Origin of the sequence: Streptomyces sp. NPDC094034 (genome assembly GCF_040303865.1) — a bacterium.
Lineage (GTDB): Bacteria > Actinomycetota > Actinomycetes > Streptomycetales > Streptomycetaceae > Streptomyces.
Genome location: NZ_JBEOUD010000010.1, coordinates 78,238 through 98,689, shown reverse-complemented (window position 1 = coordinate 98,689; position 20,452 = coordinate 78,238). Strand labels below are relative to the sequence as shown.

18 protein-coding genes are annotated in these 20,452 nt (G+C 70.4%); 16 read left to right on the top strand and 2 right to left on the bottom strand.

Going from position 1 to position 20,452, the window contains the following annotated elements; all coding sequences use genetic code 11:
* Position 1 precedes the first annotated feature (1 nt).
* The 4 genes from ABTZ59_RS12265 (at position 2) to ABTZ59_RS12250 (ending at position 4,781) form a co-directional block, all read left to right on the top strand.
* On the top strand, positions 2-127 hold the full coding sequence (locus ABTZ59_RS12265; RefSeq protein WP_351394820.1) for a hypothetical protein: 126 nt from the start codon (positions 2-4) through the stop codon (positions 125-127).
* A complete protein-coding gene (locus ABTZ59_RS12260) occupies positions 124-894 on the top strand; it encodes a M23 family metallopeptidase (protein ID WP_351394817.1) in 771 nt (256 codons plus the stop codon). The genes ABTZ59_RS12265 and ABTZ59_RS12260 overlap by 4 nt, the downstream gene beginning before the upstream one ends.
* A gap of 141 nt (positions 895-1,035) precedes the next feature.
* A complete protein-coding gene (locus ABTZ59_RS12255; RefSeq protein WP_351394813.1) occupies positions 1,036-2,583 on the top strand; it encodes a hypothetical protein in 1,548 nt (515 codons plus the stop codon).
* Entirely contained in the window at positions 2,580-4,781 is a 2,202-nt protein-coding gene (locus tag ABTZ59_RS12250) for a polysaccharide pyruvyl transferase family protein (RefSeq protein ID WP_351394810.1), read from the top strand. The genes ABTZ59_RS12255 and ABTZ59_RS12250 overlap by 4 nt, the downstream gene beginning before the upstream one ends.
* A 75-nt stretch (positions 4,782-4,856) precedes the next feature.
* Here ABTZ59_RS12250 and ABTZ59_RS12245 read toward each other — a convergent pair whose 3' ends face one another.
* On the bottom strand, positions 4,857-6,221 hold the full coding sequence (locus ABTZ59_RS12245; protein ID WP_351394807.1) for an alpha-2,8-polysialyltransferase family protein: 1,365 nt from the start codon (positions 6,219-6,221) through the stop codon (positions 4,857-4,859).
* Positions 6,221-7,201 (bottom strand): glycosyltransferase family 2 protein, encoded by a 981-nt coding sequence (locus tag ABTZ59_RS12240; protein ID WP_351394804.1) that lies wholly within the window; start codon positions 7,199-7,201, stop codon positions 6,221-6,223. The genes ABTZ59_RS12245 and ABTZ59_RS12240 overlap by 1 nt, the downstream gene beginning before the upstream one ends.
* Before the next feature lie 208 nt (positions 7,202-7,409).
* Here ABTZ59_RS12240 and ABTZ59_RS12235 point away from each other — a divergent pair, with 208 nt between their 5' ends.
* The 12 genes from ABTZ59_RS12235 to ABTZ59_RS12180 all read left to right on the top strand — a co-directional run bounded on the left by ABTZ59_RS12235 (position 7,410) and on the right by ABTZ59_RS12180 (position 20,296).
* The gene (locus tag ABTZ59_RS12235; protein ID WP_351394802.1) at positions 7,410-8,732 is read left to right on the top strand and encodes a DUF6716 putative glycosyltransferase; all 1,323 of its coding nucleotides are present in this window, start codon (positions 7,410-7,412) and stop codon (positions 8,730-8,732) included.
* 185 nt (positions 8,733-8,917) lie between these two features.
* Positions 8,918-10,132, top strand: coding sequence for a cytidylyltransferase domain-containing protein (locus ABTZ59_RS12230; RefSeq protein WP_351394799.1), 1,215 nt, complete (start codon positions 8,918-8,920; stop codon positions 10,130-10,132).
* Between the two features lie 9 nt (positions 10,133-10,141).
* The gene (locus tag ABTZ59_RS12225; protein WP_351394796.1) at positions 10,142-11,068 is read left to right on the top strand and encodes an N-acetylneuraminate synthase family protein; all 927 of its coding nucleotides are present in this window, start codon (positions 10,142-10,144) and stop codon (positions 11,066-11,068) included.
* Between the two features lie 4 nt (positions 11,069-11,072).
* A complete protein-coding gene (locus tag ABTZ59_RS12220; protein WP_503002658.1) occupies positions 11,073-12,179 on the top strand; it encodes a hypothetical protein in 1,107 nt (368 codons plus the stop codon).
* 165 nt (positions 12,180-12,344) lie between these two features.
* Positions 12,345-12,512, top strand: coding sequence for a hypothetical protein (locus tag ABTZ59_RS37360; protein ID WP_503002656.1), 168 nt, complete (start codon positions 12,345-12,347; stop codon positions 12,510-12,512).
* Positions 12,509-12,901, top strand: coding sequence for a type II toxin-antitoxin system VapC family toxin (locus tag ABTZ59_RS12210; protein ID WP_351394788.1), 393 nt, complete (start codon positions 12,509-12,511; stop codon positions 12,899-12,901). The genes ABTZ59_RS37360 and ABTZ59_RS12210 overlap by 4 nt, the downstream gene beginning before the upstream one ends.
* A gap of 191 nt (positions 12,902-13,092) precedes the next feature.
* Positions 13,093-14,322 carry an amidohydrolase gene (locus ABTZ59_RS12205; protein WP_351395044.1) on the top strand — a complete coding sequence of 410 codons (1,230 nt, stop codon included), beginning with the start codon at positions 13,093-13,095 and terminating at the stop codon, positions 14,320-14,322.
* Between the two features lie 148 nt (positions 14,323-14,470).
* Positions 14,471-15,520 carry a BMP family lipoprotein gene (locus ABTZ59_RS12200; protein ID WP_351394785.1) on the top strand — a complete coding sequence of 350 codons (1,050 nt, stop codon included), beginning with the start codon at positions 14,471-14,473 and terminating at the stop codon, positions 15,518-15,520.
* A gap of 309 nt (positions 15,521-15,829) precedes the next feature.
* Positions 15,830-17,476: an ABC transporter ATP-binding protein gene (locus ABTZ59_RS12195; protein WP_351395041.1), complete on the top strand. Its 1,647-nt coding sequence runs from the start codon at positions 15,830-15,832 to the stop codon at positions 17,474-17,476.
* The gene (locus ABTZ59_RS12190) at positions 17,473-18,627 is read left to right on the top strand and encodes an ABC transporter permease (protein ID WP_351394782.1); all 1,155 of its coding nucleotides are present in this window, start codon (positions 17,473-17,475) and stop codon (positions 18,625-18,627) included. The genes ABTZ59_RS12195 and ABTZ59_RS12190 overlap by 4 nt, the downstream gene beginning before the upstream one ends.
* Positions 18,624-19,895 (top strand): ABC transporter permease, encoded by a 1,272-nt coding sequence (locus ABTZ59_RS12185; RefSeq protein WP_351394779.1) that lies wholly within the window; start codon positions 18,624-18,626, stop codon positions 19,893-19,895. The genes ABTZ59_RS12190 and ABTZ59_RS12185 overlap by 4 nt, the downstream gene beginning before the upstream one ends.
* On the top strand, positions 19,892-20,296 hold the full coding sequence (locus ABTZ59_RS12180; protein ID WP_249948199.1) for a cytidine deaminase: 405 nt from the start codon (positions 19,892-19,894) through the stop codon (positions 20,294-20,296). The genes ABTZ59_RS12185 and ABTZ59_RS12180 overlap by 4 nt, the downstream gene beginning before the upstream one ends.
* Positions 20,297-20,452: the final 156 nt, after the last annotated feature.

Below are 20,452 nucleotides of genomic sequence, written 5' to 3'. Positions count from 1 at the left end.
GATGACTTCGTTCTGGACGGGCGAGCGGGTACGGCTGCGCGGTATCGAGCCCGAGGACTGGACCGCGTTCCTGCGCTTCGCCATGGCCGACGAGTTCGCCCAGCTCCACCCGATGAGCGAGCAGTGAGCGGCTCGGCCATCGAGGGTGCCGAAGGCGTCGAGCGCGACGAGGGCGTTGAGGTGTCCCTGCCGTTCACGGGGCCCTGGCGGGTGGAGAACAGCCCCGCGCGGCGGGTGCCCAGCCACGGCACGGACCTCTTCGGCGGGCGGTACGCCATCGACTTCACGGCCGTGGACGCACGCCATCGGTCCGCCGCCGGCCGCGGTTGGCGGACCTTCCTCGCCGTCGAATCGCCCGAACTCTTCCACGCCTTCGGGCGCCCCATCCTGGCTCCCGTGGACGGCGTGGTCGTCGCCGTGCACGACGGCGAACCCGACCACGAGGCCCGCAGATCCCAGCCGGCGCTGGCGGCCTACGCGCTGAGCCAGGGCGCGCGCCTGCGGCGGGGAGTGGCAGCCGTCGCAGGCAACCACGTGATCATCTCGATGACCGGGCAACAAAGGGGACAAGAGGGGCAGGGGGCACCGGAGCGACGAGCGCGACGAGAGGTCTACCTCGCGCTGGCGCACTTCCGGCAAGGGTCACTCCGGGTGTCCGCCGGGCAGCGGGTCGTCACGGGGCAGCATCTCGGGGACTGCGGAAACTCCGGCAACTCCACCCAGCCGCACGTCCATATGCAGGCCATGGACAGCTCCGACCTGTCCGTCGCCCGGGGCCTGCCCATGCTCTTCCGCCACTACCGGGAATGGACGTCCGGACCTGGTAGCCACCGGCTCGCCCATCGTGCCGTCCCGCGCGAACGCGCGGTCGTCGAACCCTTCCGTGACAGCTGAGCCCCCGCCGTACCAGCCGCCGGTGTCCGAAGTGTTTCGTTCCCCTTACCGATGGTGTGCGTTCACCTCCCGGGCGGAGGGATTTCCTACCCTGTCACCCATTCACCATCTGTCCGTGGGGCAGTAGACGCCGGGAGCAGCATGACGAAGGCCCGAAGACTGTGGCCGATATGGCGCGGCGGCAAGAACGCCGAGAACGGTCGGAGCCGAAACACCGGCAGTACCGCCACCGCGCCCTCGGACGGTCCGCACGTCAAGGATTCGAAGGAACTGGAGGAGTGTCTGCGCGTCTGCGCGCTGCACGCTGACCGGCTCTCGGCCGCCGGTACGGACGGCGACCGCAAGCGCACCGCTCTCGCCGCGAAGCTGCGGGATCTGCGGACCGCGTACGCCTCCGCGGCGCACGCTCCGGCCTCCGGTACCTCCCCGGCCGCCGGGACTTCCCCGGCCTCCGGGACCTGCACGAACGAGGTGTTCGACGCGCTGCTCGCCGCCGGAACCGCGGCCCTGGAGTGCGGTGACGGCGGCGAGGAGCCGGCGCTCGCCCTTCTCATCAGCGCCACCGTCCTGGCCGAGCGCGGAAGCTCCCGCGCCGGCTGGCGGCTGCGCGCCAGGGTCCTGGAGGCCGCCGGTGACGAGATCGCGGCCATCGACGCGTACGAGCGCTATCTCGCGCTCACCGACGACGACTGGTACGGCGTCGCCCCCCGTCTCGCGGGGCTGCGGATCGCCGCCCGGCAGCAGGAGGAGATGCTCCGGCTGCTGGCCCGCGAGTGCCCCGGCGCCGAGGAGCTCGTGACCGCGTCCGCCTCCGTCTCCGAGGTACGGGACGTGTGGGAAGAGGGACTGCGGCTGCACGAGAAGGGCGAGCGCGAGCGGGCCGAGCCGCGCCTCGTCGGCGCGCTGCTGGCCATGGGCCGCGACCGCCATCCGGTCGGGGAGCTCCAGAACGCCGTCGGCCAGTATCTCGACCTGCGGATCGCCGCGGCCGACGGTGACGCCTCGGCGCTGCGCGGGCTCATCGGCCACTACGCGGAGCAGCGCAGGAACCGGATGCGCCCGCCCCTCGCCGATCCCACCCTCGGCGGCGTCGACTGGATCGGCGTCGGTGAACTGCGGAACCTCATCGCGGGCAAGTCCATCTGCCTGGTGGCCAACTCGGAGAGCCTTGGCCGCGGTTCGCTGGGGCCGGAGATCGACGCGTACGACCTGGTCGTACGGTTCAGCTCGTACCGTATCGACGCGCCGGCCACCGGTACGCGGACCGACCTCCACGCCACCGCCCACGAGCACGGCTTCAACTGGGACCGGTCCGTGACGACGCGGATGGTGTTCGGCGGGTCCGCGGAGAAGTGGGGCTACTCGCTGCGCGAGCGGCTGGTGCCCGGCGCCCAGCGGTATGTGACCGACGACTCGGTGCGCTGGCCGCTGCGCCATCTCGGCGGGGTCGACTGGGACGCCTGGCCGTCCGTCCCGACCAGCGGGTTCAACACGCTGTGGCTCCTTGATTTCCTGGATGTCAGCCCGGCGCTCGATCTGTTCGGCTTCGACTTCTACGAGAGCGGCGTCCACCGCCTGCCCGGAGCGATGCGCGTACCCGTCACCTCCGAGCGCGAGCGGACCAGCGAGAAGGCATGGGTCATGGAACGCGCCCAGAGCGTCAACGACATGAGGATTTCCCTGAGATGACCCCGAGCCCTGTGCCCGCGAGCGCCGTGCCCGCGACCCCGAACCCCGCGACCCCGAACCCGGCGGTCCCGAATCCCGGGGCCCCGAACCCCGGGACCTCGGACACCGGGGCCGCGAACTCGCTCACCGGCAAGCGCCGTATCGCCTTCGCCGCGCTGGTCGGCGACGACGACGTGCCCGGCCTCCTGACGCTGCTGCGCAGCCTCGCCCTGTCCAACCCGGGCGTGTGCGAGGACTTCGTCGTCCTGCACAGCGGTCCCGGTCTGCCGCCCGCCACCGTCGCCCGTATCCACGCGCTCCACCCGCGCGTCGAGCTGCGCCCGGCCGGGAGCGCCGGGACCGGATCGCGCCACGATCTGTTCCGTGTCCCCGGCTACGACACCGTGATCGTCCTCGACCCGCGCACGGTCGTACGGGGCGATCTCGGCGCGCTGCTGCGGCTGCGCGAGGGAGTGGTCGCCTTCACCCCGGGCGACACCCTCGTCATCCAGCGGGACCACACGGACACGGTGACGTCCGGGGGCGAGGCGCCGGTCAGCGAGTCGCCCGACGACCGGGGGGAGTACGAACTCTCCGACGCCGAGCTGCACGCCGCGTACCTCGCGCTGAACGGCACGCCCCACCACGATCTGATCGTGCACTACGGGACCCCGCACGTCGCCCGCACCGGAGACGTCGAGAGCGCCCGCCGGGTCGCGCTCGCCCATATCGCGGCGGGCGAGTTCCAGGAGGCCGCCGACCTGCTGGGATCGGTCCGTATCCCGGTGAACGAGGCCTGGCCGCACGAGGTGTTCGGGCACGCCCTGATGAGCCTGTCCCGCTACGAGGAGGCCGAGGCCCAGCTGCTGCTGGCCACCGCCGCCCCCAAGCGCGCCGCCACCGCCTTCGCGCGGCTGGCCCAGATCGCCTGGATCCACGGCGACGACGCCACGGCACAGCGCCACGCCATGAACGGGCTCTCCGCCGATCCCACGCACCGGGGCGCGCGACAGATACAGCGCCGTACGACCGGCGCGCTGGGCGACGAGGCAGTGGGCGACGACGTACCGGGCGGGGGTCCGGCCCCGCGCGAGGGCGCGGCGCGCGACCAGCTCGCGCATGTCGCGTACTACATGCCCCAGCAGGGCAACGCCGGGGACAAGCTGCTGCCCGAGTCCGTACGGCTCACCTTCGACGCCGACACAGGACCCGGCCGCTGGCACTCGATCCACGCCCACCGGCTCTTCGACGAAGCCGCGCTGGAGCGGGTCAACGCCAGGCGCGGGCTGGTGATCGGGGGCGGCGGGCTGTTCATACCGGACACCGCGCCCAACGGCAACAGCGCCTGGCAGTGGAACGTCCCCGACGCGATGCTCGACCGGATCGACGTGCCCGTCATGGTGTACGCGGTCGGCTTCAACGCCTTCGACGGACAGTCCTACCGGCGCGAACGCTTCAACGCCGCGCTGCGCCGGCTCGTCGAACGGTCCGCCTTCTTCGGGCTCCGCAACCACGGCTCGATCGAGAAGGTCCGTGCGCTGCTGCCCGCCGAACTCCACGAGAAGGTGCGCTTCCAGCCCTGCCCGACCACCGTCACCCGGCAGCTGGTCGAGGGCTGGACCGACCCCGCGCACCGGGAGAACACCGTCCTGATCAATGCCGCGTACGACCGGGCCGGGCTGCGTTTCGGCCATGACTACGGGCATTTCCTCGCCGAACTGGCCAAGGCCATAAGGGCGTTGAGCGGTCATGCCGAGGTGAAGTGTGTGGCGCACTCGGTGGACGACGAGCGGATCGCCTTCGATCTGCGGCGCGAACACGACATCTCACTGCCGGTGGTCCCGATGTACGACTCGGAGAACGACGAGATCCGGGACATCTACGCCCGTACGAAGCTGGTCATCGGGATGCGCGGGCACGCGGGGATGATCCCGTTCGGCTGCGGGACGCCGATCATCAGCCTGATCTCGCACCCCAAGATGGCGTACTTCCTGTCCGACATCGAGCGCCCGGAGTGGGGCGTCTCCGTCCATGACAAGAACCTCGGCGCGGTGCTGACGGAGCGGGCGCTCGGGCTGCTGGACGATCACGCCGCGTCCGTCGCCGACGTACACGCCAGACAGCGGGAGCTGTGGAAGGTGACGCGGGCGAACGCGGCCGAGCTGCGGGCGATCCTGGGGGCCGGCGCGCAGACGCCGACCGGCGGTCCGTTCGGCTGAGCCCCGCCGGACGGGCGGTCTGTTCCCCGCCGGACGGGCGGCACGTGGCGGCCCGTCCGGCGATGGGGAGCAGACCTAGCGCAGCACCGCCCGGCGCAGCTTCCGCGCCCGGCGCACCATCCGCCGGGCCGTCGCGTTGCGCGGGATACGGGCCAGCTGCGCCGGGACCGCGCCGGGCAGCGCCAGCGCCGTGAGCCGGCGCCGCTTGAAGTAGCGCCAGGTGTGCGTGTCGAGATGCTCGGAGAGGTACTTCTCCGCCGTGGGCCGCAGCCCCGGGTAGATCTGGTGCTGCATCGCGTACCCGACGGTCGCGACCAGCTCCGCGATCCGGGGCTCCGGCGTGTGGGCGGCGGCGTCACTGTCGTCCAGCGACGGCAGCAGCGCGTCCACGATCGTCACCGGTACGCGGTTGCTGTTCTGGTACGGGGTCAGCCGCTCCAGCAGCAGTTCCGTGCCCGTGTGTGCCACCGGAATGCCGTAGAACGCGGACGCCGTGAACAGCGCCGTCGAGAAGCAGCCGACCACCAGCGCGGGCTTCAGCCGCCGGTAGAGCACCTCGGCGAGCACCGGGCTGTCCAGGATGGTCAGTTCGGCGCCGAGCTTCTTCGCCTCCTGCTCCAGCTTCCGTGACCAGGCGGCCGGGGCCGTGGGATGCGGTTTGAAGACCACCTGGGTGTGGCCCTTGGCGACCGCGCCCCGCACCATCCGGATGTGCAGTTCCTCCTCCTCGCTCTCGGTGAGGATTCCGAGTGCGGAGAGGTACTGGCCGAGGAGCAGCGCCGGGGGCTCCGACGGTGTGTCGAAGTTCCGCTCGGCGTCGGTGAGTTCGTCGAGGACACGCAGGAAGGCGTCCGTCGGCACCAGCTCGGGGTCGACGCCGAACTCGGTCAGGAGCAGCGGCTTGAGCCCCGGTACGAGATCGAGATGCAGCAGTCTGCGCACCCGCTCGCCCACCAGGGGCTCTATCTTCGAGCGGGTGGGCCCGTAGCTCATCAGCCCGTCCGCGTACACCTCGATCGGCGCGCCGGTGAAGATCTGCGCGATCGCGAGCGCCGGATTGACCTGGATCGACTCGACGATCAGCTGTACGTCGTCGTCGCCGAGCCGCCAGGCCAGCCGCAGATGGCGTTCCCAGATGGGGATGTCGTCGGCGCGCGGCGCCCAGCTGCCCGGGTGGAACGGCGCGATGGTCTCGTTCCACGACACGAGGTCGTCGAACCGGTCGCGCAGCTCGTCGAAGCCCGGCATCTCGTCGATCGAGGGCGTCAGCTCGGGCGAGCCCGCGTTGTTGCAGACGACCAGCAGTCGGCGGCCGGCCGCGGGGAAGAGCCCGGCGTCGATCGCGGCGGCCAGGGTGGCCGCTCCGTAGAGGGTGGAGGCGCAGAAGACCTGCGTCGTACGCCCGGCCGCGGGCGCGCTCGGGAAGAGGGACGACGCCATCACGCTGCCGCCTTCCCGGTGGACACATGCCGCCTTCGCAGGCGGCGCAGCCGGGCCGAGCGGTCCAGGTCCATCGAATCCAGCGCTTCCTTCAAGACGTCCTGAGGCAGTCGTTTCAGCGCGCCGGCGCTCATCGTGCGCAATTGTCGCGCCACGGCCGGTTCGAATCGCTCTTTGGACGCCAGATGGTGGGAAATGATCGCGCAGTAGGTGCGCACGGCTTTCAGCATAAAACGGTCGGCTTCCGCGTCTTTCGCGGTCTCCTCGATGACCTGGTCGAAGGCGCGGATGAAATCGAGCTGCCGTACGTCACCGATCTGGGTGAGCGACGAGGCGACCCCGCGCCGGTAGAAGATCCCGAGCAGTCCGACCACGGCGAAGGACTCCGCCTCGCGGTGCAGCCGCCAGATCCAGGGCCGGTCCTCGGCGGTCCGCAGCCCGTCGGGGAAGTGCACCAGACCGCGGTCGACGAGCCGGCGGTGGTAGACACCGGCCCAGGCGTACGGATAGTCGACCGCGGTGGAGCGGTCGGCGGGCAAAATCGCGTCCCGGGGCGACAGCACCTCCCCGCGCCGGCCGACGGGGACGCGGTGGATCGTCCGCGCCCTGGCCGTGAACTGCACATGGTCGGTACGGACGAAATCGCAGCCCAGCCCCTCGATGGAGGCGAGCAGCTGTTCGTAGTAGCCGGGCGCCACCCAGTCGTCGCCGTCGAGGAAGGTGACGTACTCCCCGTCCGCGGCGTCCAGACCGGTGTTGCGGGCGGTGGCCAGCCCTCCGTTCTTTTCATGTCTGAGGAGGACCGCCCCCGGAAGGTCGCGTGCCGCCTGTTCGAGGATCTGTGGGGTCCCATCGGTCGAACAGTCGTCGACAAGAACGAACTGGAAGTCCTCGCGGCTGTTCGCGCGCAGGCTTCTGAGGGTTTCGAGGGCGTACGTCTGCACGTTGTAGAACGGCACGACAACAGAGAGCTTGGCCACCCGCGAGACGCTAGGCGGCGGCACGTCATGCAGCCTGACATCCGGGCGCATGGAAGGTGAACGAAGAATGGCGGAATGGTGAAGCGGTCCGGATCCCGGCCGTTTTCCGGCCGTTCCGGGCTCACGTCGCCATTCGTAGACGTGCTGTTAACCCTTTATTGCCATTGAGTTGGGGCGACAAACGGAATGACTTTCTAACGTCCTCGTCGTGCCATCACGTACCAGCGGTCAAGCGGTCCGGGTCGCCGTGCTCGCCGACTCCGACACCCGGTGGAAGTGGGGCGCGCTCACCGCGCGCCGCATCACGCCGGACGATCGCTCCATAGAGCTCAGCGGTTTTCTCCTGCGCGGACGGGCCACGCCCACCGCGAGACAGCTCGCCGAGGTCGGCGCTGAGGCGGACGCACTGCGTGAGCTCACCGGCACCGACTTCCTGCGGACGCTGCGCGAGGAGTCGTACGACATGGTCGTCCTGGCCCTCGTCGGCGGCGCCGTACAGGCGATGCTGCACGGGATAGCCGCCCTGAAGCTGACCGACCGGCCCGTGATCGTCACCGGCTATGTCGGGGTCGTCTACGAGAAGCTCTCCGACGGGCTGCTGCTGCGCCACGGCGCGGATGTCGTCCTCGCCAACTCGCGCTACGACGCGCAGCGGTTCCGCACCGTATATGAGGGAGTCGGCGCCGACGCCTCCTCCGTCACCGAGGCCGCGCTGCCCTTCCTCGGCGGTGAGCGGTATGTGCCAGAGGAAGGCCGCGACACCGTCGTCTTCGCCGCCCAGCCCTCCGTACCGGCGAGCCGCGCCGACCGTACGTATCTGCTGCGGCGCCTCGTCGAGCACGCCAGGCTCCACCCGCGCCGCGAGGTGCTGCTGAAGCTCCGCAGCAAGCCCGGCGAGCACACCACACATGTGGAGGAGTTCCCCTACCAGCGCCTCGCCGAGAAGGTGCCCGGCGGTCTGCCGCCCAACTTCCGGCTCGTGTACGGGAACATGGGCGAGGTCCTCGACCGCACCGACCTGCTGGTCACCGTCTCCTCGACGGCCGCACTCGAATCCCTGCACCGGCGCATCCCGACCGCGATCCTCACCGACTTCGGGGTGCGCGAACCGCTCGGCAACCACCACTTCATCGGCTCGGGCTGTCTGGCGTCCTGGGACCAGCTGGACGGCGGCGGGCGCCCGCGCCCCGACGCCGTCTGGGCGGACCGGCAGGGCGTCGCCGCCGACGGATCGTACGCGTCGGCCTTCGACACCGCCCGGCGGCGGGTGGCGGAGCTGCTCGACGGGCCTGAGCTGCCCGACATCGACCCGTACTACACGGCCACCACCGCACCGGGGTATCTGCCGCCGCTGCTGGCCCGCTACCACCTGGCCGTGGACGGGACTCCACTGCCGACCCGGGCCTCCAACGGCGATGCCCGAGGGGTCAGGCGCGTGGTACGCGAGGCCGTACGGGGCGCCGCGCGCGGCGCCTACCGCCACGGAGTGCAGCGGGTGGCGCCCGTCATCCGCCGCATGGGCGACCTGTGACCGGGCCGTCGGCACGGGCACAGGAACCGACCTCCGGCCGGTCGGCCACCCCGGGACGGGTGGCGGACGGCCGGGCCGCGGACGCCCCCGGAGCGGACGACCCGGCCGCGAACCGAACCACCCCAGATGACCGAGCCGCAGCTGAACGACCCACGGACGAGCTGTCCGCGGACCAAGGAGTACAGATGACCGTCCTCGCGGTGATCCCCGCACGCGGCGGATCCAAGGGCGTACCCGCCAAGAACCTCGCCCCCGTCGGTGGCGTACCGCTCGTCGTGCGCGCCGTACGCGCCTGTCTGGCGGCCCGGCGCGTGACCGATGTCGTCGTCTCGACCGACGACGCGGCCATCGCCGAGGCGGCCCGCACCGCCGGCGCCGAGGTCGTCCTGCGCCCCGCCGCCATCGCGGGGGACACGGCGACCAGCGAGGCAGCCGTGCTGCACGCGATGGACGCCTACGGCGCGATGCGCGGCAAGACCGCGGAGGTCGTCCTGCTGGTGCAGTGCACCAGCCCGTTCATCACCGCCGACGACCTCGACGGCGTCGCGGGCGCGGTCACCGAGGACGGCGCGGACAGCGCGCTGACCGTCGCGCCGACCCACGGCTTCATCTGGCGCCAGGACAGCGCGGGCAGCGCGGACGCCGGGGCGTCGGGCGGCTACGGCGTCAACCACGACAAGGCGAACCGGCCGCGCCGCCAGGACCGCCCCCAGGAGTATCTGGAGACCGGCGCCGCCTACGCGATGCGCGCCGAAGGCTTCCGTGCGGCCAAGCACCGCTTCTTCGGCCACACCGCGCTCGTCACCACCGACCCCGCCCGGGTCCTGGAGATCGACGACCCGCACGATCTGGCCCGCGCCCGCGCGCTGGCCCCGCTCCTCGACCCGGCCGTCCTGCCGACGTACGACGACATCGACGCGGTCGTACTCGACTTCGACGGCACCCAGACCGACGACAAGGTCTTCGTCGACTCCGACGGCCGCGAAATGGTCGCCGTGCACCGCGGCGACGGGCTGGGGATCGCCGCGCTGCGCCGCAGCGAACTGAAGCTGCTCATCCTCTCCACCGAGCAGAACCCGGTCGTCGCCGCCCGCGCCCGCAAGCTCCAGGTGCCGGTGCTGCACGGCATCGACCGCAAGGACGTCGCGCTCAAGCAGTGGTGTGACGAGCACGGGATCGCGCCCGAGCGAGTGCTCTACGTCGGCAACGACGTCAACGACCTCCCGTGCTTCGGACTCGTCGGCTGGCCGGTGGCCGTCGCGAGCGCCCATGACGCCGTACGCGCCGCGGCGCGTGCCGTCACCACGACCCCCGGAGGCGAGGGAGCGATCCGCGAGATCGCCGCCTGGATCCTCGGGCCGGGTCTCCAGACCCCCCACACCCCCACCCTCAACAAGTAAGGACGCTCCATGAGCACCAACTCCACCTCGCGCCTGCGCACCTTCGGCACGCGGACCGCCGGACCCGGCCAGCCGGTCTACGTCACGGGTGAGATCGGCATCAACCACAACGGCGAGCTGGACAACGCCCTGGCCCTGATCGACGTCGCCGCCGACGCCGGCTGCGACGCGGTCAAGTTCCAGAAGCGCACCCCGGAGATCTGCACCCCGCGCGACCAGTGGGACATCGAGCGGGACACCCCCTGGGGCCGGATGACGTACATCGACTACCGTCACCGCGTCGAGTTCGGCGAGGACGAGTACCGCGCCATCGACGAGCACTGCAAGAAGCGCGGCATCGACTGGTTCGCCTCCCCGTGGGACACCGAGGCCGTCGCCTTCCTGGAGAAGTTCGACCTGCCCGCCCACAAGGTGGCCTCCGCGTCCCTCACCGACGACGAGCTGCTGCGCGCCCTGCGCGCCACCGGCCGTACGGTCATCCTCTCCACCGGCATGTCGACGCCGAAGCAGATCCGTCACGCGGTCGAGGTCCTGGGCAGCGACAACATCCTGCTCTGCCACGCCACGTCCACGTACCCGGCCAAGGCCGAGGAGCTGAACCTGCGCGTGATCAACACGCTCCAGGCCGAGTTCCCGAACGTCCCGATCGGCTACAGCGGCCACGAGACCGGTCTCCAGACCACCCTCGCCGCCGTCGCCCTCGGCGCCACCTTCGTCGAGCGTCACATCACCCTCGACCGCGCCATGTGGGGCTCGGACCAGGCCGCCTCGGTCGAGCCGCAGGGCCTGCAGCGCCTCGTCCGCGACATCCGCACCATCGAGGCGTCCCTCGGTGACGGCGTCAAGAAGGTCTACGAGTCGGAGCTCGGCCCGATGAAGAAGCTCCGCCGTGTCGCGGGCGTCGTCGCCGAGTCCACCGAGTCGGTGGCGGTCTGACGCCATGACCGGTGCCGGCGGGGGCTCCCCGCACCCTCGTGCGACCGCGGGCGCAGGCGCCGGCGGGAACGCCGACGCGATCGCATTCGTGGAGAGCCCGGTCCAGCTGCTCAATGTGCTGGAGTGGACGCGCGCCAGCGCGACCGGTGACGCGCTCACCGTCGTCGTGCTGTCACCCACCGATCCCATGTCGCGCGGTCAGCTCCGCAGAATGGCGGAGCTGGCCCGTGACGAGGGTTTCACCGTGCGCTGGCAAGAGGCGCGCGGTGGTGCGGGGGCGCCCCTGCGGACGCTGCGGGAACTGACCCCGCTGCTCCGCAAGGCCGGCCGGATAGTCATCGGGGACCCGTTCTCCCGTTATGTACAGCTGCTGCTGACCCTGGTCAGCGGCAAGGAACTGACGGTGGTGGACGACGGCACCGCCACGCTGGAGTTCATCGGGCAGATCGCCCGCGGTGAACGGCTGGTGCGCTGGCACCGGCGCGGCGGCAGCCGCGGGCCGCGGGAACTGGTCCTCGCGCCCGTCACCGCGGCCGCGCGACGCCGGCTCTCCCCGTCGGACGGTCGTACCGTCGAGGTCTTCACCTCGATGCCCGTCGAGGAGATCCCGGCCGGCATCACTGTCACCGCCAACCGCTTCGAGTGGACGCGGGCCACGTTCGGGCCGCCCCGGATAGCCGCGGGCGCGGACATGGTCGGTACGTCACTGGTCGAGACGGGCGTGATCGACGCGGACCAGTACATCGAGGCGGTGACGGCCCTCGCCCGCACACACGGCGCCACCCGCTACTTCGCGCACCGCCGCGAGGACGTGGACAAGCTGCACCGGCTCCACACGGTCACGGGCCTGGAGATCGTCCGCCCGGACCTCCCCCTGGAAGTGATCGCGCGCCGCGGGCCGATCGGCAAGACGATCCTGAGCTTCCCCTCCACGGTGGTCCACACCCTCCCCCTGGCCCTGGCGGGCACAGGCGTACGCGTCGCGGTCTGCGACATCGCCCCGGAATGGCTGAAGGAGACCGCGAGCCCACGCGCCCAGGGCTTCCTGTCGGGGGTGACGGGCACGGCCCGCGACATCCACCGCCTCCCGAGACTGCCTTCGCCGGCCTGAGGCACTGAGCCGGGAACGGGAGTCGCGCCCCAATAACAATCAATTTGTTAGACTGGGCGTATGGCCACTCCTCCTGTTCCTGGCGAAGGTCCCACGCGGCCGGTGTCCGTCTCTCTCCACGAAGGCACGATCGCGGCTCTCAAAGAACGCACAGGTAGGCGCGGCATGTCCGCGTATGTCGAAGCCCTCATTCAACGGCAGCTGGAACGAGAGCGGCTGCGGGAGCTGATCGAGGACGCGGAGGCTCAGCATGGCCCGGTCGACCCGACAGCGGTCGAGGCCAAGCGGGCCCTCCTGCGCGGTGACTCCGGCGGCTCAGTGAACGCCGCGTGAGCGGGACGCTCGTCCTGGACTGCGAAGGGCTGTCCAAGCTCGTACGAGGCACCCCCGAGCTCACGGAGTGGCTGGCCGCGGCCGAATCCGAAGACGTGCGCGTGGTCGTCAGTTCCGTCACGCTCGTCGAAGCCCGCGACCCCAAGGTCAACCAGGCCCGGTTCGATTACGCCGTCTCCCGCTTGAACATCATCCCACCCACGGAAGCCATCGCCCGCCACGCGAGCAGGCTCCTCGCGGCGGCCGGCCTGCATGGCCACAAGTACGCGCTCGACTCCATCGTGGCGGCCACCGCACTGGCCTCGCCCGCCCCGGTAACCGTCCTGACCTCGGACCCCGAGGATCTCTTGATGCTCTGCGGCTCCGGTGTCCGCGTGATCAAGGTCTGAGACATGGCCCTGAGGCTCCGGTCCCGACGAACGTCGGCCGCTCGGCGCCGCGAGGATGCGCCGGTATACCCGCTTGGTCCGTACCTCATGCACGCCGGAACCCGGTTTCTTGGCCTGTGTGGCTGAAATTTTCTTGATCGGGGGCTGGTTGATCAGTGAAGGGGCCTACTCTTCAACAGGTGAGCCAGTTGATGTCCTGCGAGTCCGAGCCAGACCTGCCCGCGCCAGCGGAAGCCGCACTCCCCGGCACGTTGCCCGAAACTCTCCGTGCCGAGCTGATCGCCTTCCGCCGGGACATGCATATGCATCCCGAGTTGGGCAACCAGGAATTCCGCACCACCGCCGCGCTCAAGCACCGGCTGGAGCGAGCGGGGCTCGTGCCGCGGGTGCTGAAGACCGGGACCGGGCTCGTGTGCGACATCGGGACGCCGGACCCCGCCCGGCCCATGCTGGCCCTGCGCGCCGACATCGACGCGCTGCCCATCCCGGACACCAAGACGGGGGTCCCGTACCGCTCCACCGTGCCCGACCGGGCGCACGCCTGCGGGCACGACGTCCACACCGCCGCCGTGCTCGGTGCGGGGCTGGTTCTCGCCGAGCTCGACCGGCAGGGGCAGTTGCCCAACGCCGTACGGCTGATCTTCCAGCCCGCCGAGGAAGTGCTGCCGGGCGGCGCCGCCGACGCCATCGAGTCCGGGGTGCTCGACGGCGTCGGCGGCATCGTCGCCGTGCACTGCGACCCCAAGGTTGACGCCGGGCTGATCGGACTGCGGCCCGGCCCGATCACCTCCGCCTGCGACCGGCTGGAGATCAGCCTCGACGGTCCCGGCGGCCACACCGCGCGTCCCCACCTCACCACCGACATGGTGACCGCCGCGGCCAAGGTGGCGACCGAGGTCCCCGCGCTGCTCGCCCGCCGGGTCGACGCCCGCTCCGGGCTCTCCGTCACCTGGGGACGTATCGCCTCGGGCCACGCCTGTAATGTCATCCCGCAGCACGCCGAACTCTCCGGCACCGTCCGCTGTCTGGACCTGCCCGCCTGGCGCGACGCCCCGGACCTGGTGCACGCCGCGATCGACGAGATCGCCGCGCTGCATCACGCCAAATCGCAGATCGAGTACATCCGGGGCGTGCCGCCGGTCGTCAACGACCCGGTCGTCACTGAGCTGCTGCGCGCGGCGCAGACCGCCCGCCGCGGTTCGTATGCGATCGAGGACACCGAGCAGAGCCTCGGCGGGGAGGACTTCTCCTGGTACCTGGAGCAGGTGCCCGGCGCGATGGCGCGGCTCGGCGTACGGACCCCCGGCAGCCAGGCCAGGTACGACCTGCATCGTGGCGATTTCGACGTCGACGAGCAGGCGATCCAGGTCGGCGTGGAGCTTTTCACGGCCGCCGCGTTGATCGACGGAAACCGTTTGTAGGCGGCCATGACATCTCCGGCTCGCACTCCGTTCGCGACGATCCGATAACAGCTTCCGTACAGGTCTTTATCTGACATCTACGCGCGTTACGATCCGGGGCGAAACCAGCGCCAGCCGAGGCGCTTCGGTCAGGTTGAAGGAGCCTCCCTTGCGCCGGATCACCAGGATCGCCACCGTGGGTGTCGCGTCAGCGGCACTCGCGCTCACGGCCACCGCGTGTGGCAACAAGTCGTCGTCGGACGCGGGTTCCGACTCCAAGGAAGCCGGCGCCGCCATCGCGTACGACATCGGCGGCCGCGGCGACCAGTCGTTCAACGACGCCGCCTTCGCGGGCCTGTCCAAGGCCGAGACCGATCTGAAGATAAAGGGCAGCGCCGCCGAGCCCTCCGAGGGTGAGTCGGACGCCGACAAGGTCCAGCGCCTGACCGAGCTGGCCCGCTCCGGCAACAACCCCGTGATCGGTGTCGGCTTCGCGTACGCGCCCGCCATCAAGAAGGTCGCGCCGAAGTTCCCGAAGACCACCTTCGGCATCATCGACGACTCCTCGGTGACCGGCAAGAACATCGCCAACATGGTCTTCAACGAGGAGCAGGGCTCGTACCTCGCCGGTGTCGCCGCCGCCAAGGTCACCAAGTCCAAGACGGTCGGCTTCATCGGCGGTGTCGAGACCCCGCTGATCAAGAAGTTCGAGGCGGGCTTCGCGCAGGGCGTCAAGGACACCGACCCGGCGGTCAAGGTCCTGTCGCAGTACCTGACCCAGCCCCCGAACTTCGACGGCTTCTCCAAGCCCGACCTGGGCAAGGCCGCCGCGCAGGGGCAGCTCGACAAGAAGGCCGACGTGGTCTACGCCGCCGCCGGTCTGGCCGGCTCCGGCTCGATCGAGGCCACCGCGGGGGCCGGCAAGTGGGCCATCGGCGTCGACTCCGACCAGTACAGCCAGAAGGGCCTGGCCGCCTACAAGGACCAGATCCTGACCTCGGTCACCAAGGATGTCGCCGACTCGGTCTACAACCTGATCAAGTCCGTCCAGGACGGGACGCCGCAGACCGGTGAGATCCGCTACGGCCTGGACAAGGACGGCGTCGGCCTGGCCGACTCCAACCCGGCCTACACCAAGCTGACCGATGTGGTCGCCGCGGTGGACCAGGCGAAGAAGGACATCGTGGACGGCAAGATCACCGTCAAGACCACGCCGTAACGGCTCTGTCCGGTCGCGCGGTGGTTTCTCCCGCGGGCCCGGGGCGACGGTGTACGCCGTCGCCCCGGGCCCCGGGCGCACCTGTCGGCGACCGGTCGGCCCCCGCCGGTGCGCCGGCGTACGCCCCGGCTCACCGCCCGGGATACAAACCCCCGGTCACCGCCCGGTCACCCCCCGATCGGCCCAGCACCCCCCGTCTTACGATTCGGCAGCGCTACGCGAGTAGACGACCCTCCGGCGCGATAACTTCACCCCCGCCTGCCACTGTCACCCCCGCCTTCACTCCTTTCCCGCCAAGGAGAGTGCGTCATCAACGCGTCCAGCAGCCCGCCCAGCGGTCCCACCAGCAGCCCCCCCGCAGTCGAACTGCGCGGCATCACCAAGAGATTCCCCGGCGTTGTCGCCAACCACGACATCGACATCACCATCCGCAAGGGCACGGTCCACGCCCTGGTCGGTGAGAACGGCGCGGGCAAGTCGACCCTGATGAAGATCCTCTACGGCATGCAGAAGCCGGACGAGGGCACCATCACCGTCGACGGCGCGGAGGCCGCGTTCACCAGCCCCGCCGACGCCATCGCGCGCGGCATCGGCATGGTGCACCAGCACTTCATGCTCGCCGACAACTTCACCGTCCTGGAGAACGTCGTCCTCGGCGGCGAGAGCCTGTACGGAATCGGCGCGAAGGCGCGCAAGAAGATCAAGGAGATCTCGGACGCGTACGGCCTCGGCGTACGCCCCGACGCGCTCGTCGAGGACCTCGGGGTCGCCGACCGCCAGCGCGTGGAGATCCTCAAGGTCCTCTACCGCGGCGCCCGCATCCTGATCCTGGACGAGCCCACCGCCGTGCTGGTGCCGCAGGAGGTCGAGGCGCTCTTCGACAATCTGCGCGAGCTCAAGGCCGAGGGCCTGACCGTCATCTTCATCTCGCACAAGCTGGGCGAGGTGCTGTCGGTCGCCGACGACATCACCGTCATACGCCGCGGTACGACCGTGGGCACCGCCGACCCCGCGCACACCACCACCAAGCAGCTCGCCGAGCTCATGGTCGGCAGTGAGCTGCCGTCGCCGGAGACCCGCGAGTCGACGGTGACGGACATACCGACGCTCACGGTGGACGGGCTGCGGCTGACCGCGACCGACCCCGACGGCGCGGTACGCGAGGTGCTCGACGGCATCTCCTTCACCATCCACCGGGGCGAGGTCCTGGGCATCGCGGGCGTCGAGGGCAACGGCCAGACCGAGCTGATCGAGGCGCTGATGGGGCTGCGCGACCCCGACACCGGGGTGATCACCCTCGACAACGCCGACATCTCGCACGCGCCCACCCGCAAGCGCCGCGAGGACGGTATCGGCTACATCCCCGAGGACCGGCACCGCCACGGCCTGCTGCTGGAGGCCCCGCTCTGGGAGAACCGCATCCTCGGCCATGTCACCGAGCGGCCCAACAGCCGCGGCGGACTGCTCGATCCGAAGGCCGCCCGCGCCGACACCACCCGGATCGTGCGCGAGTACGACGTCCGTACGCCCGGTATCGAGGTCACCGCGGCCTCGCTCTCCGGCGGCAACCAGCAGAAGCTGATCGTCGGCCGCGAGATGAGCCACCACCCCAAGCTGCTGATCGCCGCCCACCCGACGCGTGGTGTGGACGTCGGCGCGCAGGCGCAGATCTGGGACCAGATCCGGGACGCCCGCCGGGAGGGGCTGGCCGTCCTGCTGGTCTCCGCGGACCTGGACGAGCTGATCGGGCTCTCCGACACTCTGCGGGTGATGTACCGCGGCCGGCTCGTCGCCGACGCGGATCCCGCCACCATCACTCCGGAGGAACTGGGTTCGGCCATGACCGGCGCGGCCACCGGTCATCTGGAGGCAGAGCCCGAGCCCGCGGCGGAGTCCGCGCCGACGGCACAGGCACCACAGGCCGCAGCGGCACCCCCGGAGGACGACGCCCGATGAAGAAGTTCGACAAGGACCGGCTGATCCTGGGCTTCGCGGGCCCGGTGCTCGCGCTGGTCGTCGCCATTGTCCTCACCACCGTGGTGCTGCTCGTCTCGGGCAGTGACCCCTTCGAGCCGTACCGCATCATGTTCGAGTCCGCCTCGTACGTCGATGTCCAGGTGCTGATCGTCAACCAGGCCGGCACGTACTACCTGGCCGCGCTCGCGGTCGCGGTCGGCTTCCGGATGAACCTCTTCAACATCGGTGTCGACGGGCAGTACCGGCTCGCCGCGATGATGGCGGCGCTCGTCGGCGCCAGCGTCGATCTGCCGGGCCCGCTCCAGATCGCGCTGATCGTGATCGTCGCGATGCTGGTCGGCGCCTTCTGGTCCGGCATCGCCGGCATTCTGAAGACCACCCGCGGGGTGAGCGAGGTCGTCTCCACGATCATGCTCAACTCGATCGCCACCAGCCTCGTCGCCTGGCTGATCCTGCCGAAGAACTTCGGCGTCCAGCCGGCCGGCTCCAACAATCTGACCACCGGTGACATCCCGGAGTCCGGCTGGTTCCCCGGCCTGTCCATGGGCGCCGAGGCCGGCGAGATCTACGGCTTCACCTTCGTCGCCGCCGCGTGCGGCCTCATCTACTGGTTCGTCCTCGGCCGTACCCGCTTCGGCTTCGACCTGCGCGCCACCGGCGCCAGCGAGACCGCGGCCCAGGCCTCCGGCGTCGACGCCAAGAAGATGATCCTCACCTCGATGCTGATCTCGGGCGCGGTCGCCGGCCTCGCCGGGATGCCGACGCTCCTCGGCGACACCCACACCTACAGCCTCGACTTCCCGACCGGCATCGGCTTCACGGGCATCACCATCGCCCTGCTCGGCCGGAACAACCCGCTCGGCATCGCCTTCAGCGCCCTGCTCATCGCCTTCCTGGACAAGGCCTCCGCCTCTCTCGACCAGTACGGGTACGAGAAGGAGATCGCCACGATCATGCAGGGCCTGATCGTGATCTCGGTCGTCGTCAGCTACGAGCTGGTCCGCCGCTACGGAATCCGCCGCCAGCAGCACAAGGTCGGCGCGGAACTCGCCGCCGGTGGAGCCCTCACGACCGAGGCCCACCCCAAGAACGACATGTCCGAGACCGAGAAGGAGGGGGCCGCGCTGTGAGTACGAGCACGAGCACCGTCTCAGCCACCAGCGCCGCCCCCAAGAAGGGCGGGGGCCGCCGCACACTCTCGCTGCCCGTCATCCTGCTGTTCGTCGCGGGGGCGCTGGCCCTCGTCTCGCTCGTACGGCTGATCAGCGGCGCCGAGGACATCACCTCCGTCGGCCAGGTCGCCGGCGCCCTCGAACTCGCCATCCCCATCGGGCTCGCCGGGCTCGGCGGACTGTGGGCCGAGCGCGCGGGAGTCGTCAACATCGGCCTCGAAGGCATGATGATCCTCGGCACCTGGTTCGGCGCCTGGGCCGGCTTCCAGTGGGGTCCGTGGGCCGGCGTCCTGTTCGGCATACTCGGCGGCTGCCTCGGCGGTCTGCTGCACGCCGTCGTCACCGTCACCTTCGGTGTGAACCACATCGTCTCCGGTGTGGCCATCAACATCCTCGCCGTCGGCGCCACCCGCTATCTCTCCAACTTCGCCTTCGACGGGGTCGACGGCGGCTCCTCCAAGCAGTCCCCGCGCATCGACTCCATCACCGAGATCACGGTCCCCGGGCTCGCCGACTGGATGCAGGACCTCCAGGCCAGACACTGGTTCCTGGTCTCGGACATCGCGGGCGTCGTCGGCGGTCTGGTGACCAATCTGTCGCTGCTCACCGTGGTCGCGCTGCTGCTGATCCCCGGCACCTGGTGGGTGCTGTGGCGTACGGCGTTCGGCCTGCGGCTGCGCTCCTGCGGCGAGAACCCGGTCGCCGCCGAGTCGCTCGGCGTCAACGTCTACAAGTACAAGTACATCGCCGTCACCGTCTCCGGCGGGCTCGCCGGACTCGCCGGCGCCTTTCTCGCGATCGTCGCCACCGGCATCTACCAGGAGGGCCAGACCGGTGGCCGCGGCTATATCGGTCTCGCCGCGATGATCTTCGGCAACTGGATGCCCGGCGGCATGGCCCTGGGCGCCGGGCTGTTCGGCTTCACCGACAGCCTCAAGCTGCGCGGCGGCGCCGAGAACGTCCACGCCATGCTGCTGCTTCTCGCGATCCTGCTCGTCCTGGTCGTAGCGTGGCAGCTGTACAAGAAGAAGTACGTCTCCGCGGTGATCTCGGCGGCCGTCTCGGCGCTGCTCTTCGCCTGGTACGGGCTGACCGACCAGGTGCCGAGCCAGTTCGTGGACGCCGCCCCGTACGTCACGACGCTGCTGGTCCTCGCGCTCTCGGCGCAACGGCTCAGGATGCCCAAGGCGGACGGGATGCCGTACCGGAAGGGGCAAGGAAAATGACCGCACCGGCCGGACCGGCGGTGGACTGGGAGGCGCTGCGGGCCTCCGCGCGTGCCGCCATGACCCACGCGTACGCCCCGTACTCGAAGTATCCGGTCGGGGTCGCGGCCCTGGTGGACGACGGGCGTACGATCACCGGCTGCAATGTCGAGAACGCCTCGTACGGCATCGGGCTGTGCGCCGAGTGCGGTCTGGTCTCGGCGCTCCAGCTGAGCGGCGGCGGCCGGCTCACCCACTTCACCTGCGTCGACGGCGCGGGCGAGGTGCTGGTGCCGTGCGGGCGCTGCCGCCAGCTGCTGTACGAGTTCGGTGGCCCGGAGCTGGTCCTGGAGACTCCGGACGGCTTCCGCACGATGGCCGAGATGCTGCCGCAGGCGTTCGGCCCTGGGCACCTGAACTGACCGCGGCCCTCGGGGCGTACGCCCCTTCCTGAACCGGCCCCTCCACCGCCGCGACCGACCCGGCGGTGGAGGGGGCCGTACCACCTCGAATCTATGCGCGTAGAGACCTCCGGGATACTCTCGCCACGTACGGCGCCACGTACGGCAGTCATCGAA

What these genes read in the sequence shown, in the direction of transcription:
- ABTZ59_RS12225 (WP_351394796.1), top strand. Translation starts at nt 10,142, where the DNA reads ATGAGCACCAACTCCACCTCGCGCCTGCGCACCTTCGGCACGCGGACC.
- ABTZ59_RS12220 (WP_503002658.1), top strand. Translation starts at nt 11,073, where the DNA reads ATGACCGGTGCCGGCGGGGGCTCCCCGCACCCTCGTGCGACCGCGGGC.
- ABTZ59_RS12250 (WP_351394810.1), top strand. Translation starts at nt 2,580, where the DNA reads ATGACCCCGAGCCCTGTGCCCGCGAGCGCCGTGCCCGCGACCCCGAAC.
- ABTZ59_RS12255 (WP_351394813.1), top strand. Translation starts at nt 1,036, where the DNA reads ATGACGAAGGCCCGAAGACTGTGGCCGATATGGCGCGGCGGCAAGAAC.
- ABTZ59_RS37360 (WP_503002656.1), top strand. Translation starts at nt 12,345, where the DNA reads ATGTCCGCGTATGTCGAAGCCCTCATTCAACGGCAGCTGGAACGAGAG.
- ABTZ59_RS12230 (WP_351394799.1), top strand. Translation starts at nt 8,918, where the DNA reads ATGACCGTCCTCGCGGTGATCCCCGCACGCGGCGGATCCAAGGGCGTA.
- ABTZ59_RS12245 (WP_351394807.1), bottom strand. Translation starts at nt 6,221, where the DNA reads ATGGCGTCGTCCCTCTTCCCGAGCGCGCCCGCGGCCGGGCGTACGACG.
- ABTZ59_RS12190 (WP_351394782.1), top strand. Translation starts at nt 17,473, where the DNA reads ATGAAGAAGTTCGACAAGGACCGGCTGATCCTGGGCTTCGCGGGCCCG.
- ABTZ59_RS12265 (WP_351394820.1), top strand. Translation starts at nt 2, where the DNA reads ATGACTTCGTTCTGGACGGGCGAGCGGGTACGGCTGCGCGGTATCGAG.
- ABTZ59_RS12180 (WP_249948199.1), top strand. Translation starts at nt 19,892, where the DNA reads ATGACCGCACCGGCCGGACCGGCGGTGGACTGGGAGGCGCTGCGGGCC.
- ABTZ59_RS12205 (WP_351395044.1), top strand. Translation starts at nt 13,093, where the DNA reads ATGTCCTGCGAGTCCGAGCCAGACCTGCCCGCGCCAGCGGAAGCCGCA.